The organism is Paenibacillus sp. FSL P4-0127, from assembly GCF_038007325.1.
GTDB classification, from domain to species: domain Bacteria; phylum Bacillota; class Bacilli; order Paenibacillales; family Paenibacillaceae; genus Fontibacillus; species Fontibacillus macerans.
In genome coordinates this window covers 3,537,484-3,551,896 of sequence record NZ_JBBOWY010000001.1, presented here as the reverse complement: position 1 = coordinate 3,551,896, position 14,413 = coordinate 3,537,484, and the positions used below count along the sequence as shown (strand labels likewise).

Here is a 14,413-nt window from a genome sequence, read left to right as displayed (position 1 = left end):
TTTAGGCAAAACCGTTGGCGGTCAAAAACGGCAGATCGATTCCGGATTGGCCGGTTGGGCTGCCGGGACCTTCATCCTCAGGTTCGCCGTGATTTTTTCCGTATTTCAGCAAATGCTCCACGTATTTTCCCAGCACATCGCATTCCACATTTACCGTATCTCCCGGGCGTTTAAACGCAAGCACCGTCTCGGAAAGGGTATGGGGGATGATCGAAACGGCAAATTTCCCGCTCCCGGCCTCCACGACCGTCAGACTGATGCCGTCCACCGTAACCGAACCTTTGGGAATGATGTATTTGAACAAAGAAGATCGAAGCGGTGCGATTTCGTATACGACCGCGTTCTGGTCCCGGCCTGTGCCGACGATTTTCCCGACGCCGTCGACATGCCCCTGAACGATATGGCCGCCGAAGCGCCCATTTGCCGCCATCGCCCGTTCCAGATTGACCCGGCTGCCCGGCTTCAAATCTTTCAAATTCGTATTCCGGTACGTTTGCGGCATCACATCGACCGTAAAGGAGGCGGCGCCTACGGCGGTGGCCGTGAGACAGACTCCGTTGACGGCGACGCTGTCCCCGATTTTGATATCTTCGCTGACCACCTGCGCGGAGATTTCCAGCAGCATCGCCTCTCCCTTGCGGCCGATCGACTTCATCGTTCCGATTTCCTCGATAAGTCCCGTGAACATCTCTTTTCCCTCCTCTGGTTCATTTACGTTTCGCTCCAAACCGGATAACCCCGGATGCACACATTATCTCCGATTTGCGTTATTTCCATATCCCGCAAGGTGACGGCGTCCCGCATCAAATCGAAGCCGGCAAACCTGAAATTCACCGCCGCCTCTTGGCCGCCGCCGATTAGCTTGGGGGCAAAAAACAACACGATTTCATCCACAAGCCGGTTTTGCAAAAGCGAGCCGTTTAAGCGGCCGCCGCCTTCCGCCAGCACGGACGAGATGCCTTTGGCTCCGAGCTGTTCCAGGGCAAGTTTGAGGTCCACCTGCGGCCCGTTTCCGCAGCGCATCACTTCGGCGCCCAGGCTTGTTAGCAGCTCCGCCTTGGCCGGATCGGCCCGCTCCGTCGTCAGCAGGATCGTCGGGGCCGCATGATCCTGCAGCACCTTGGCCGTTTCGGGAATCCGCAGCGTGGAATCGACGATCAACCGGACCGGCGACAGCCCCGGAACGGAAAGCCGGGTTGTGAGCTGCGGATCGTCGGCAACGACGGTGGAGACGCCGACCATAATCGCCTGATGCCGGTGCCGCATCGTATGCACGATTTCCCGCGCGCTTTCATTGGAAATCCATTTGCTGTCCCCGGTGCGGGAGGCGATTTTGCCGTCGAGCGTGCTGGCCGTTTTGACCGTGACGTAGGGGAGCCCCGTCGTAATAAATTTGATAAACTTCCGGTTGATCTTCACGGCCCTTTCCCGGAGCACGCCCACCTTTACCTCAATCCCCTGATCGCGGAGCATGGCGATGCCCCTGCCGGCAACCTGGGGATTCGGATCCTCGCAGGCGATCACGACCCGCTTGACCCCCTCGGTAATCAGCCGCTCGGCGCAAGGCGGCGTCAAACCGTAATGGCTGCAGGGCTCCAGCGAGACGTAAACGGTGCTGCCCTTGGCGTTCGCTCCGGCCATGTTCAGCGCGTGAACCTCCGCGTGCGGCGTGCCGCGCTCAAGATGCGTCCCCAGGCCGACGAGCGCGCCGTCTTTTACGACCACCGCGCCGACCACCGGGTTGACGCCGGTTTGGCCTTGGGCCCGCTCGGCCATATCCAGGGCCAGCCCCATGTAGTATTCATCGTCGATCACTTGCATTGCCTCTCGCCTCCCGCCGAAATCCAAAATCACATAAATCTCAAACCAAAACCCCAAACAAAACCAAATAACCCTGCCGAAACCAATCCGGCAGGGTTGTATGAGAGTTATCCTACGCAAGACGCAAGCCAAAAGAGCGGACGGCAAAGACAATACCGCCAAAAAGACGGGTAGCCTAAAGACGCCGTATTTTCAAGCCGTCATTTCATCGCGCAACTAAACTTTGTGAAATGCGGAACTTGAAATACAAAAAGCTCTTTGGTTGCAAACACACCGAAATAGTAAATAATAAAGAATAACTAAAACGTGCGTGTTTTTTCGCGTTTTCCTTCTCCCATCCAGACTATACTGTCGGTCCCGGAATCGCACCGGCTCAGCCGCTTGCGCTTGTTCAGCGCTTCGCGGGTCACGGACTCGTGCTTGAAACGGAGGGGATTAATACCGACCGGCGAAAATCGCCGCTATCCGTTTCAGCCATCACCGTCGGTAGGGAATTTCACCCTGCCCCGAAGGATTGTAGCTTATTTGGTTGTGGTCCTATGACATGTCATAGGCTCTGCGGTAATGTTACCACCACAAAATAAAAAATGCAACAACTCCCATCCCCAAATTAAATTACATGTCTGAATTATCCGTGCCTTACAGCCACCGAAAGAACGGGTCTCTTGGAACTTTAATCAGTTTCTTGCCGCCTCATTTTTTCTTTATTTATCGGTTCATCTCGCCGTCTCCACTTTGCATACGGATCAATAATTTCACTTTAATCTCTACACCCCAAAATAATGCCCTTCTTCGAGATCGGCGATCAGTCCGGGCTGCACCGGTTTCCAGCCCAGAAGCTCCCGTGTTGCCAGACTCCCCTGCGCAGTGTTGAACACGCCTGCGATGTCGAATGCCGCAATGGGGCCAAGAAAGCCGAAATGGGCGGTTGCTTCTTCAGGTGTGATGCTAACCGTCGGCACGTTCAATTGCCGCCCGATGACCTCGGCGATCTCGCGGAACGGAATGCCTACATCGCCGACGCCAAGCAGCCGTGAGCCCGCCGGGGCGGATTCCAGCGCCAGTCGGTACAGAACCGCCGCATCCAGACGGTGAACCGCCGGCCAGCGGTTCATTCCGTCGCCGATGTAGGCGGCGAAGCCCTTCTCCCGGGCGATGTTGATCAACATCGGCACAAAGGCCCTATCGCCTTCGCCGTGCACGGTCGGTGCAAGCGTGACGATGGATGCCCGAATACCCCGCTCTGCCATGGCGAGCACGGCATCGTCCACGGTATGTCCATTTTCGTGAGGGTGACCCGTGGTAATAAACGGCTTCCCGGAGCCTTCGAGCGCCGCCCCCATGGCTTGGGCGGCCCGCAAATCCAGAGCCAGCGCAGCTTCAAAGTCGGAAAAGTCGCCGGTGAACGCCAGATGAATCACGCCGTCCGCAGCTGCAGCGGCGCTGCGCAGAGTATCGAGATCGTCCAGCGTGCCGTATAGCGCTTCAGCTCCCGCTGCCTTTAATCCTGCGGCTTTCTCTTCAGAACGGCAAAGACCCGTTACTGTATGTCCCGCGCCGATCAGTTCCCGGACAACTGCGGAACCGACATACCCTGTTGCTCCTGTAACAAAAACATGCATAATGATATCCTCCTTCATGAGTTGACTGCTTGAACGTGTTAAGCATAAACTATGAAGTGAACTCTAGGGCAAGCGGCCCAAAGGAGAAATGATCATGAGAATTCAGGAACTGGCGGACAAGATGGGATTAACGATCCATACGATCCGCTTTTATGAAAAGGAAGGCTTGCTGGATGCTCGGCATGTCCGGCGAGAAAGCAACAATTACCGTAACTATTCGGAAGAGGCTGTCGAGCGGAAAGCAAGAAGAAAGAATACGACCAAATGCTGGACACCCTTAACAAGATGCTGGAGTACAAGACTCTACTCATGGACGATCCGCAAAAAGCTCAAGAGATGCAAAGGACTTGGTATGCCAGTTCTTCCGATTGAGTTGCTTATGGCTTTGTTTGAAATGGATAATTAATGGCATAAGCCATCGTTTCCCGATGGCTTAATGAAGTGACTTACATTCTTTCTTCTCCTAAATTTTTGTCTCATCTTTCGTAAGAGCTCGTACTTTCTCCAAGGTTTGGATTAAACAAAGGTTCAATATACGTTAGACAATAGCTTTCATACTGCTGGGGATAACACGGATCCACTTTACGGCAAACTCCTGTGACTACCCCCTCCTCCATTAACTGCTTGGGCTGGGGATTGTCGGTGCCCTTCTGGCTTTGCTTCTACGCAAGCTAAACCAAGTTTCCGAGTGAGAATCTCATCACAGGTTCACCAATATGGGAAAGACAGCTCAATAAAGAAACATTCTTTGTTTTACTCTCTAAACTTAATTGCCGATAAAAATTGCTATGGAATTGCCCCCGTTACCCCGTAGTTGATAATTCATATCAATTACGGGGTAACCATATATGTTCTTATTCTTAAGGTATATTTCCAAAACAGAATTCGAATGATATCGGGTAGTCTCTGTATGAAGCAGTGATACCAACGATATCAGCCAAAGGAGATTTATGATCATGAAAGCAGCAGTTGTCACGAAGGATCAAAACGTCCATATCGAGGACAAGCAGCTTCGTCCCCTAAAGCACGGCGAGGCTTTGGTCCAAATGGAATACTGCGGGGTATGCCACACCGATCTGCACGTTAAAAACGCGGACTTCGGCGACGTAACGGGCCGGGTGCTGGGCCACGAAGGCATCGGCAGAGTCGTTGAACTGGGCGAAGGGGTCACGAACCTGCGCGTTGGAGACCGGGTCAGCATCGCATGGCTGTTCGAGAGCTGTGGACGCTGCGAATATTGCCTGACAGGCCGGGAAACGCTGTGCAGAGAGGTCAAAAATGCGGGATATACCGTAGACGGCGCGATGGCGGAGCAATGCATCGTCAGGGCGGATTACGCGGTCAAAGTACCGGAGCAGCTCGACCCGGCCGCTGCGACCAGCGTCACATGCGCCGGGGTGACGACCTACAAGGCGGTTAAGGTCAGCGGCATCCAGCCCGGACAGTGGATTGGCATCTTCGGTATCGGCGGCTTGGGCAACCTCGCCGTGCAATACGCGAAGCACGTATTCAATGCCAAAGTAGTGGCTTTCGATATTAGCGACGAGAAGCTGGAGCTGGCGCTTAGTGTCGGTGCGGATTATGCCGTGAACAGCCTGAAGGAGAATCCGGCCGACAAAGCCAAGGAGCTGACCAACGGAGCCGGCCTTGACGCCACTGTCGTTACCGCCGTGGCCAAGAAGCCGTTCAACCAGGCGATTGACGTGGTCAAGGCAGGCGCTCGTGTTGTAGCCGTAGGCCTTCCGACGGACAAGATGGACCTGGACATTCCCCGTCTCGTTCTGGACGGTATTCAGGTCATCGGTTCCCTGGTTGGAACCCGCGAAGACCTGAAGGAGGCTTTCCGCTTCGCCGCGGAAGGCAAAGTCGTGCCGATCGTCAGCAAACGTCCGATTGAGGACATCAACCATATCTTTGAGGAGATGGAGGAAGGCAAAATCCAGGGCCGTATGGTCATTGACTTCACCTCTTCTTCCCAATAGAATCCAAAGAAACAGGCTCTAGAGCACCATAGCCTGTTTCTTTTGCAGCTCGATTCGGACGATCACCGCTAACTGCAAATCTTCATGGTCCAGCCAACGTTTAAGTTTAGATATTATTCACAAGCTGCGCATCAATGAGATAAGTTAGTTACTCCAGATTATTTGTGATAACAATAAGGTGGGTAAAGGTGCCGCCGATTGCATTTTCTACTTCCATTCTTCCGACGACCAATCCGTTAATCGACACTGCGTCATCTTCTTTTAAGTTACCACTTGGAACTGTTGAAAGTATATCTATAATAGTGTTATCTTCAGTTGACAGTAATACTTCTGAACGTAAAAAAGTTTCAGATTCAGGTGGGTAGTCTTGGACTAAACTAACGATTCCTTCAAAGGCAATGGGCTTTCCATAATAATCCCACGGAGCCTTAAAAACTTTGGCAATATCTTCATGACTGCCTTCCGTTAATGGTCCAGACTCAATTAAGTAATCTAAAGCAATGATAACATTTCCATTCGTTTCTGGGTTTTCATCAGCAAGGTTCCATTCATAAGAACCGTTAGTTGCTTGATTTTGAGACGCTGCTTGACTCTCCTCGGCATTCTTTTCTATATCGCTGACCACGAACGACCCAAATACATTTTTGACTAAATCTTCTCCGATCGATTTATAAGAATCATTTGATAAAGAGATAGAAACTGTGTAGATATTTGACTCTAGCGGTACAATAAACTGAGTCAAAATAACTTGGGCGCCAGTAGCGCTGTGCTTGTATTCACATATTAAAATACCTGCATCCCTACTAAAGAACATTTTATCCTCGAATTTCAGCTTCTTAAAATTATCCATCCCCGCAGCACTTTGATTTTGCTTTAAATTTTCTACGGCATACTCTGCAATATCTTTGGCCGACATGCTCGAGAAATTGTTGGGTTCGACTACCACATTGATATTGTCAGCAAACGAATTTTCAGAATTATTGTTTTTCACAGCCATTTTGATCATGGGGTTATTAAATATAGTGATATCGAACTCATCCCAATCCTCCGGATATTGGATGGTGAATTCTTCATTTGCAAAAGTTTTATAGACTATCGGCGAAACTGATTTTGTTTCGCTTTCGGGATCAGTTGCATTTGGTTCAATAATACTGGATTCATGATTACACCCTATTAAAGTTAATGCACAAATTAGTACAGTTAATAATTTTTTCAAAACGGTATCTTCCTTATTATTTCCTCATCGGCTGAGGGATTTGCTTTATTCAGTTTGTTAATCTTCAACTTACAATCTTTTTTATTCTCATGCATCATACTGAAAAATCTTTCATTTTCCCCATCCCATTGTTGAAAAAGGGCAAATTTTCATCTCCAAAATTAAAATCTTATACATCGTTCATATCTTAGTGTCCCTGCATGCTGCTTGCACGATTATCCCTTTCGTTCAGGGGGGCAGGGGGTGAGGGCTGTGACGGGATAAAGAAAAAGAGTTTAGGGAATAAATGAGGCGGTTCAAGCGAGATTTCCGGCTTGAGTAGAGTACTAGGCATGAGAATCGCTGAAGGGTACGTATGTAGCTTTGGGACTGAAGCACTTGCAGAAGTACCTAAACGAGTACACCGGACGGCGTCGGCTGAGCCTACCCGGAGCGGAAGAAAACATGCCCACCTATCTCAGACATATCCCCTACTCCAAATATATCTACCTTGCCCAATTATATCCCCTTCTTCTGAATTTGTCTTCTTCTTTGCCTCCTGAGCAAATGGGATAATCGTGCAAAGTGTCCGGCCACCGGATGTTGATCTGCAACCAACTCATGCAAAAAAAGACCAGTTTATCACAAAACTGGCCTTTTGATCTTCAAAACTTAAAATAAGCATGAAACCGCTGATCCTGGATTTGATACAACGGAACAAACCGCGTGCCGTCCAGAGTGAAATGCAAATCTCCTTCCGATTTTTTCATTCGCTCTACGAATTGTTCTTCACTGTAAGGCCAGGCGATAAAATCCTGTTCCTCATGGATCGCCGCCAGAACATAAGGCCCGAACAAAACGCTTTTTATGCGAGCATCGTCCGGAGTGCTTACCAATCTTAAAGAGTAAGGAAAAATAAGTTCTACTTTATCGTGTTCCCAGACATTTTGGATTTGAATATATCCGTCCTCTTGGCGCGGGGCCGCTACAATTTCATCGTTCATCTTTACCCTGATGGAGCGCTCCGCCGCCCACTCGGGAATTCTAAAGCGGATGTTTAACTCCTTCCCGCCGTCAACAAAAAACTGCACGGTCTCGGCAAACTCTCCTCTATTTCTTTTTTGGGATACGGTAATCCCCTTCTCTTTCCACGACAAAGTGGACGGTATATACAGGTTGACGAACAAGTTATCCTGATCATGGAAATAAATGCTTTCCTGATATTTAAAATGGTTTTCCAAACCGGTGCCATGGCAGCAGGTATTTTCATGGGTATCGAATTTCTTGCAAGAACCCGGGGCTAAAGGCAGGAAATAGGTGCTTCCCCCATCTGCCCGCTTGCTGTTTCCCGTTGCCAAAATATGATTGTAAAGCGTTCTCTCATAATAGTCCATGTATTCCTTTTTAGGTTCGAAACAGAACAGTTCTTTGGTCAGCTTTAACATATTGTAGCTGGCGCAGGTCTCTGCGGTTTTATCGGTCAAATAAGCGGCGATCTTGCCGGGCTCTTTGAACATTTCCGTCTCGCCGACGCCGCCGATTTGATAAGCGTGGTCTTCCGTAACCATACGCCAAAAGTTTTTGGCCGCCTCATAATAGGCTTTCTCGCCTTCCGCCTCAAATAGTTTCAAAGCGCCGATGATTTGCGGAATATGCTGATTGGCGTGCATATCGCCGAGGGTATCGATATTTTCCTTCATCGGGAATAATAATTGCTCATTATCAAAATATTTTGCGGCTGCCAAGTAGTTCCGGTTCTGCGTGATCAGGTACAGGTTCGTCAAAACCTCGTTCATGCCGCCGAATTCTCCGGCAATATAGAGTGACCACATTTTCTGGCGTTGTTCCTTGGAGAGCTGGCTCAGCCGCCGGTATACCCAATCGCCTAAGCGAACACACATCACCAGGGCGTGTTTATTCCCGGCCAGAGTATAGCAGTCCAGCAGTCCGGCCATAATTTTATGCAAGGTATAATAAGGCGCCCAAATCGTCGGATAAGTGGAATACTCTTCCAACAGATTAAACTGATCCTCCGAGTAAGCGCTAAGAAATCCCTGATGATAACCGGGCAGCTCCGACATGACGTTTTGGCAGCGGCTCAACTCGGCAATCATATAGTCCATTTTGTCTTTGATGGCCGAATTTCCCCCTGTAGCACTATAGGCAAGCGCTAAAGCGGATAGATAATGCCCTGTCGTATGCCCCTTTAGGTTGCACTCCGGAGCGTCCCAGCCCGTCATCGGTTTGGCGCCTTTAACATCCAAATGGGCGGCCGCCCTAAAATTATACAGCATCTGATCGTCATCCACGGATAACAGATACTCCAGTGAACGGTTCATCGCCGCTGCAAACTCCGTATCCGCCTCAAGCCGTACGCTTTGACCGCCAAAAGCATATACTTTTGGGGTGTGCGGAATCACTTCATCCGTATCCGTCATCACTGTCACTTTTGCTTCAGCCTGCCATCCGGTTTCCTCCAGCTTGCCTTGGATCGTAAAGCCACCCGTTTGTTGATACCTTTCCCTTTCGATCGGCTCCCAGGAGACATGGCTTACTGTCCGGCTTCCGGTATCGTTTCGGACGACAACGACGGTCGGCAATTCCGGCTTGATTCCTGCTGCCGTTTGGACCTCAACTGGATAGACCTCAACGATTTCGGCTTTATACTCTTCTTCCAGCACGGTGACATCAAAGGTTCTCTGTAGGGATTCCCCTTCAAAGGTAACCGTGGCTACCAGAGGAACGATTCGATTTCCAACGCCAAAAGTTGGTCTGGTGACCTTGCCAGTATGACTTAAAAAAAGAATTTCTTTCGATTCCCAGGTAATGGATGAGCCATGCTTGCCTGTGGAAGGCAGCTCCAGATCGGTATCCACCGTATACAAATTACCTATATAAATGCTATCGCAGTCCAGTTTCACGATCTCCTGGCGGTGTTTTTTGACCTCTTCCCTATCCATATGCGTACATCCTCTCTAATCTCAAGCTTGTGTCAAGTTGCCGATTTTGTTTTTCACCCAGTTCTTCCCTTCGATAATCCGCGCAATGACCATGCTTATAGCCGTGTCACCCGTCACGTTCACCATCGTGCAGAACGGATCCGTAATCGTGCCCATAATCACCAGAATCGGAACCGCTTCCATGGGAAAGCCAAAAGCAGTACAGATAAACATCTCGCCAATGAATCCTCCGCTCGGGATCGTGCCAACGATAATTCCGCTGATCAAAGCCACGAGAATCGCCGTAACCATATCCGCCGGCCCCATCGTTATGTTTAAAATTCCGAACAAAAACACGATTTTAATCATTTGAACGCTGACAACCCCGTTTTTATGCACGCTGGCCCCTAGCGGAATAATGATATCGCTGATTTCATCAGGGATGCCCATATCTTTGGCAGCCAGCCGGTTGACCGGGATGCAAGCCGTACTGCTGCAGGTTCCCATGGCGGTCGTCAGCGGCAGCCATATATTTTTCCAGAACCTCTTAAGCCCGGTGGTCCCCCCGCCGTAATATGATGCTAGAACTCAAAATAAGATGAAAAACAAGATGCAGAAGACGGAGTAAATAATGGAAGCCCGGGCCACGGACCATACCACCTGGTTGCCGACTTTTCCGATTAATGTGGCGAAATAACAGGCGATGCCGACGGGCGCGTAATACATGATGATCGATACGATTTTGTTCAGCACGGCGGACAAGCTGTTTAGCAGCTTGACCACAGGCTCTCCAATCTCCCCGATCGAGCTTACGGATATCCCGAACAAGATGGCAAACACGATTAAGGCCATCATATTTTTTAAAGACAAAAGCTCGACAAAATCGGAAACCGTAAACAATCTCACAAGATCCAAAGAGCTGTTGTCGGTTTGCACCGCTTCCCCGAAAGTTACGTGCGAGTTCAGCGCCGGATTAAAAATGAGCCCGCTGATCAGCGCCAGTACGGCAGTAATCAAGCCCGTAACCACAATCACCATAAAAAAGATGCCAAGAATTTTTCCTAGCTTTTTCAAGTTCGTCATACTGGCGATCGAACTGGCAATCGACACAAAAACCAGCGGAACGATAATGCAGAACACCAGATTCAGAAAAACATCCGCAAAGGGCTGCAATACGGATGAGCGTTCGCCAAGAATCGTACCGGCAATCCCGCCGACCAACACGCCGGCCAGCAAAATAATCGAAAATTTATAATTTTTTAAAACACCCAGCATTGCTCTCACCTCATTCATGATGTTGTTTACCTTGGATAATAACGCTTACAAAACTGCTTCACCGTCGACGGAATGAAAAAGTTTTATAACCTAAGTATGGAAGCCGGGACGGGTTTTTAAAATTATTAAAATTAGCAAAGAATAGTTCATTATTAACTTTTAAAATATAACATTATTAGCATTTTATAAACTTCAGCACCTTCGCCGAATCCGGTCTCCAACTCTTGTCATTGATTTCTCCCCATTTAAAGTGATATCTTAAATAAAACAAAATGAACATGGGAGGAATTCGGAATGTTATATATCAATTTCAGTTGTCCTCCACTGCCCCATCTGATTGTTGGGGGCATTTCACTTTTTCGGAAAGGCGATATTCATGAACGGCGCATTCTTAACAATACCTTTGATTTGATCTTCGTATTTAGCGGAGCGCTTTATCTGGAGGAAAACGGACGGAAATATATCGTGGAGCCTGGGCAATTTTTAATGTTGCCGCCGGACAATCTGCATAAGGGATACAAACCGTGCACGACCGACACTGCCTTTTCCTGGATTCATTTCTCCACAACGGGCAGTTACTCTTATTCGGAAAGTCCCATTTCCTATGCATCCGCCAAAATGAACAAACACAAGTATTATAAAAAAGATACTTTTTACATTTCACTGCCGCAGTACGGAATGATCGATAAGAGCCTACACGACGTCCTAAAAAGCCACATGGACGATATCTCGCAAGTCAAAATCGATAAATATCACAATGAAAAGCTGTTTTACCCTTCCACCATTTCGCAAATACAATATCAACAGCTGTTTCTTAAAATATTGACCATTTTTTGCGACTCTAATGAACGTACCGTTGAAAAAGACGTTGCGGCGGAGATTTACGATCTGTTTACTTTAAACTATGGGCAAAGTTTTACTTTGAACGAGCTCGCCGAGCAATACGCCTTCCATCCCGCGCATATTATTCGCTGCGTAAAACATAAATACGGTATGAGCCCTCTGCAATTGTTGTTGTCGATCCGTCTGAACAAAGCCAAGCAACTGCTCGCGGACCAGGATAAAACGGTAAACTGGATTGCGGCTTCCGTTGGTTTCTCCGATACGTCCTATTTTTGCAAGCAATTCAAAAAATCAATCGGCATGACCCCATTGGAATATCGAAAAATCATCACCACGCCCGCCAAAAGTGAATAAATCGCGCCGAAAAAGGCAACCATAACCACGGAAATCCCCAACGAATAATCATTACACTTCAGGAGGAATTTAACGTGGCCAAACCAGATGACCGTTCCGATAACGTGGAGAAACTGCAGGATAGCATTCAAGATACGATCGAAAACTTCCGTGAAGGACAGGATTACCTAAGCGAGCATGCCGACGAAATCTCCGGCGGAGAGAAACAGCATATCGAGGAGAAAAACGAAAGACGGCTGAACGCCATTGAAGGTATGCGCGAAGAAGTGAAGGATGAGGCTGCGCATCAGAGAAAATCCTAAAGAGGTTGTTCAAAAATATTAAACCAAGAAAAGGGGTGCTCCACGGCCAAGTTGTTTAGCCATGCGGGCACCCCTTCGCTATGCTTTTCGTTTAGGCTTCGTCCCAAACGCTAACTTCCTTCATCTTGTCGCCAGGGCGGATTTCATCCACGAGTTCCATCCCCGAAGTAACCTTGCCAAATACCGTGTGAACCCCGTTCAAATGCGGCTGCGGCTCATACACGATGAAGAACTGGCTGCCGCCCGTGTCTTTGCCGGCATGCGCCATCGACAGTACGCCGCGTTCGTGCTTCGTCGTATTGGTTGCCGTCTCGCATTTGATCGTGTAGCCAGGCCCGCCGGTGCCGTTGCCGATTGGACAGCCGCCTTGGGCCACAAAGCCCGGAATCACGCGATGGAACGTCAGTCCATTATAAAAACCGGAGTTGGCCAGCTTCTCGAAGTTGGCTACCGTGCCCGGAGCTTCTTCCGGCAAAAATTGAATTTCTACCTCCCCGCCTTTTTCCAAGACGATTTTGCCTTTTTTCATATCGTTACACACCCTTCTTCTTTAAGGTCTTAGACAAACCTCTTTCAGTTTACTAGAAAAAAGCCCGGCACGCAAAACAGCGGAACAGGTCCGCTTTCGCTGGTGGAAAGACGCAACCGGTTCCGCCTCTTATAAAAGATCTGATTATTTCAGCGAAGGTTGCTTCGAAATCCGCTCCGGAATCACGTCGCACGCGACCAGATCCTGCAGCGATTCCCGCTTCACGACCAAATCGCTGTGCCCGTCCTGGACGAACACGACCGCCGGACGGCGAATCCGGTTGTAGTTGCTGGCCATGGCGTAGTTGTAAGCCCCCGTGCAAGCGACGGCAAGCAGGTCGCCGCTATTTACTTTCGGCAGTTCCACGTCCCAGATCAGCATATCGCCGCTTTCGCAGCATTTGCCGGCGATCGATACGGTCTCCTCGTTCTCGTCATAAGCGCGGTTAGCCAGCATGGCTTCGTATTTGGAGTCGTACAGCGCCGGACGCGGGTTGTCCGTCATCCCGCCGTCGACCGCCACATATTTGCGCACGCCGGGGATGTCCTTGCTCGTTCCCACCGTGTACAGCGTGGTGCCGGCGTCGCCGACGATGCTCCGGCCCGGTTCGACCCAAATTTCCGGAAGCTCGGGATAGCTCGAAAAATGCTGCTTCACCGCATCGGTGATCGCGCGGACGTAGTTCGCCACCTTCAGCGGAGTATCTTCTTCCGTATAACGGATGCCGAACCCGCCGCCCAAGTTGACCACCTTAAATACGACGTTCAGCTTCTCTTTCACCTGCATCGCAAACGCGGCAACGCGCTCTACGGCAAGCTGGAAACCTTCCGTTTCGAAAATTTGCGATCCGATATGGGAATGAACCCCGAGCAGATTCAGATTAAGGCTCCGGGAAGCCAGTTCCACCGCTTCAAACGCGGAACCGTTGCCAATGTCGAATCCGAATTTGGAATCCGTCTGCCCGGTGGAAATATATTCATGCGTATGAGCTTCAACGCCCGGCGTCACGCGCAGCAGCACGTTAACCTTGATGCCTTTCTCCGCGGCGAGCGCCTGCAGCATGTGGAGCTCGGTAAAATTGTCCGCCACAAAACAGCCGATGCCTGCCGACATGGCCATTTCCAGTTCATCCAGCGTCTTGTTGTTGCCATGAAAATGGATGCGCTGCGCGGGAAAGCCTGCTTGCAAAGCCGTATACAATTCGCCTTCGGAGACGACGTCAAGCGACAATCCCTCCTCTTCGGCCAGCCGGCACATCGCCATGACACAGAATGCTTTGCTGGCGTAAGCTACCTGAAAGGACAGCCCCGATGCCCGGAAAGCATCCATATATTCACGGCATCTTTGCCGAACGAGTGCTTCATCTACGATATATAGCGGCGTGCCGAATTGTTGTTTCAGCTCAACCGTGTCGCAACCGCCGATCTCGAGATGGCCTTTTGCGTTGATTTTGCTGGTACCGTGTAAATACATTCTATGCAGTCCTCCACTTTCAATTTTACACCAGTATAGCAAACAACCGGTGCGCTGAAAAATGGATTTTTTCGAATA

The 14,413-nt window shown here is 49.6% G+C and carries 11 protein-coding genes, 1 pseudogene and 1 riboswitch; of the genes and pseudogenes, 4 read left to right on the top strand and 8 right to left on the bottom strand.

The window, feature by feature from the left end; genetic code table 11:
• Window position 1: 1 nt before the first annotated feature.
• From ribE to NYE74_RS15930, 3 genes are all read right to left on the bottom strand, one after another.
• Window positions 2–688, bottom strand: coding sequence for a riboflavin synthase (gene ribE, locus NYE74_RS15940; RefSeq protein ID WP_124332648.1), 687 nt, complete (start codon window positions 686–688; stop codon window positions 2–4).
• A 23-nt stretch (window positions 689–711) separates the two neighbouring features.
• Complete coding sequence (gene ribD, locus NYE74_RS15935; RefSeq protein ID WP_124332647.1) at window positions 712–1,821, bottom strand: bifunctional diaminohydroxyphosphoribosylaminopyrimidine deaminase/5-amino-6-(5-phosphoribosylamino)uracil reductase RibD; 1,110 nt, start codon at window positions 1,819–1,821, stop codon at window positions 712–714.
• Window positions 1,822–2,143: 322 nt separating this feature from the next.
• Window positions 2,144–2,339, bottom strand: a riboswitch (FMN riboswitch).
• Window positions 2,340–2,588: 249 nt separating this feature from the next.
• Entirely contained in the window at window positions 2,589–3,443 is an 855-nt protein-coding gene (locus NYE74_RS15930; protein ID WP_124332646.1) for an SDR family oxidoreductase, read from the bottom strand.
• A gap of 94 nt (window positions 3,444–3,537) precedes the next feature.
• Between NYE74_RS15930 and NYE74_RS15925 the strand changes: the two genes are divergently transcribed.
• Both NYE74_RS15925 and adhP read left to right on the top strand, forming a co-directional pair.
• Window positions 3,538–3,849: a MerR family transcriptional regulator gene (locus NYE74_RS15925; protein ID WP_227872850.1), complete on the top strand. Its 312-nt coding sequence runs from the start codon at window positions 3,538–3,540 to the stop codon at window positions 3,847–3,849.
• A gap of 550 nt (window positions 3,850–4,399) precedes the next feature.
• Window positions 4,400–5,425 carry an alcohol dehydrogenase AdhP gene (gene adhP, locus NYE74_RS15920; RefSeq protein ID WP_036621866.1) on the top strand — a complete coding sequence of 342 codons (1,026 nt, stop codon included), beginning with the start codon at window positions 4,400–4,402 and terminating at the stop codon, window positions 5,423–5,425.
• A 148-nt stretch (window positions 5,426–5,573) separates the two neighbouring features.
• Here adhP and NYE74_RS15915 read toward each other — a convergent pair whose 3' ends face one another.
• The 3 genes and pseudogenes from NYE74_RS15915 to NYE74_RS15905 form a co-directional block, all read right to left on the bottom strand.
• On the bottom strand, window positions 5,574–6,641 hold the full coding sequence (locus NYE74_RS15915; protein WP_036621864.1) for a hypothetical protein: 1,068 nt from the start codon (window positions 6,639–6,641) through the stop codon (window positions 5,574–5,576).
• A 644-nt stretch (window positions 6,642–7,285) separates the two neighbouring features.
• Window positions 7,286–9,580, bottom strand: a complete 2,295-nt coding sequence (locus NYE74_RS15910; RefSeq protein WP_036621862.1) for a beta-L-arabinofuranosidase domain-containing protein — start codon at window positions 9,578–9,580, stop codon at window positions 7,286–7,288.
• Between the two features lie 21 nt (window positions 9,581–9,601).
• Window positions 9,602–10,834: pseudogene (locus tag NYE74_RS15905) on the bottom strand (dicarboxylate/amino acid:cation symporter).
• A 294-nt stretch (window positions 10,835–11,128) separates the two neighbouring features.
• On the opposite strand from NYE74_RS15905, the gene NYE74_RS15900 reads away from it, so the two are divergent.
• A complete protein-coding gene (locus NYE74_RS15900) occupies window positions 11,129–12,031 on the top strand; it encodes an AraC family transcriptional regulator (RefSeq protein ID WP_270618664.1) in 903 nt (300 codons plus the stop codon).
• Window positions 12,032–12,105: 74 nt separating this feature from the next.
• A complete protein-coding gene (tlp, locus tag NYE74_RS15895; RefSeq protein ID WP_036621859.1) occupies window positions 12,106–12,333 on the top strand; it encodes a small acid-soluble spore protein Tlp in 228 nt (75 codons plus the stop codon).
• Window positions 12,334–12,424: 91 nt separating this feature from the next.
• Here the strand turns inward: tlp and NYE74_RS15890 are convergent, their stop codons facing one another.
• Together NYE74_RS15890 and lysA are read right to left on the bottom strand one after the other, a co-directional pair.
• A complete protein-coding gene (locus tag NYE74_RS15890) occupies window positions 12,425–12,862 on the bottom strand; it encodes a peptidylprolyl isomerase (RefSeq protein ID WP_124332645.1) in 438 nt (145 codons plus the stop codon).
• 144 nt (window positions 12,863–13,006) lie between these two features.
• Window positions 13,007–14,335, bottom strand: a complete 1,329-nt coding sequence (gene lysA / locus NYE74_RS15885; RefSeq protein ID WP_124332644.1) for a diaminopimelate decarboxylase — start codon at window positions 14,333–14,335, stop codon at window positions 13,007–13,009.
• Between the last annotated feature and the right edge of the window lie 78 nt (window positions 14,336–14,413).

What these genes read in the sequence shown, in the direction of transcription:
- adhP (WP_036621866.1), top strand. Translation starts at nt 4,400, where the DNA reads ATGAAAGCAGCAGTTGTCACGAAGGATCAAAACGTCCATATCGAGGAC.
- ribE (WP_124332648.1), bottom strand. Translation starts at nt 688, where the DNA reads ATGTTCACGGGACTTATCGAGGAAATCGGAACGATGAAGTCGATCGGC.
- NYE74_RS15925 (WP_227872850.1), top strand. Translation starts at nt 3,538, where the DNA reads ATGAGAATTCAGGAACTGGCGGACAAGATGGGATTAACGATCCATACG.
- NYE74_RS15930 (WP_124332646.1), bottom strand. Translation starts at nt 3,443, where the DNA reads ATGCATGTTTTTGTTACAGGAGCAACAGGGTATGTCGGTTCCGCAGTT.
- lysA (WP_124332644.1), bottom strand. Translation starts at nt 14,335, where the DNA reads ATGTATTTACACGGTACCAGCAAAATCAACGCAAAAGGCCATCTCGAG.
- ribD (WP_124332647.1), bottom strand. Translation starts at nt 1,821, where the DNA reads ATGCAAGTGATCGACGATGAATACTACATGGGGCTGGCCCTGGATATG.
- NYE74_RS15910 (WP_036621862.1), bottom strand. Translation starts at nt 9,580, where the DNA reads ATGGATAGGGAAGAGGTCAAAAAACACCGCCAGGAGATCGTGAAACTG.
- NYE74_RS15890 (WP_124332645.1), bottom strand. Translation starts at nt 12,862, where the DNA reads ATGAAAAAAGGCAAAATCGTCTTGGAAAAAGGCGGGGAGGTAGAAATT.
- NYE74_RS15900 (WP_270618664.1), top strand. Translation starts at nt 11,129, where the DNA reads ATGTTATATATCAATTTCAGTTGTCCTCCACTGCCCCATCTGATTGTT.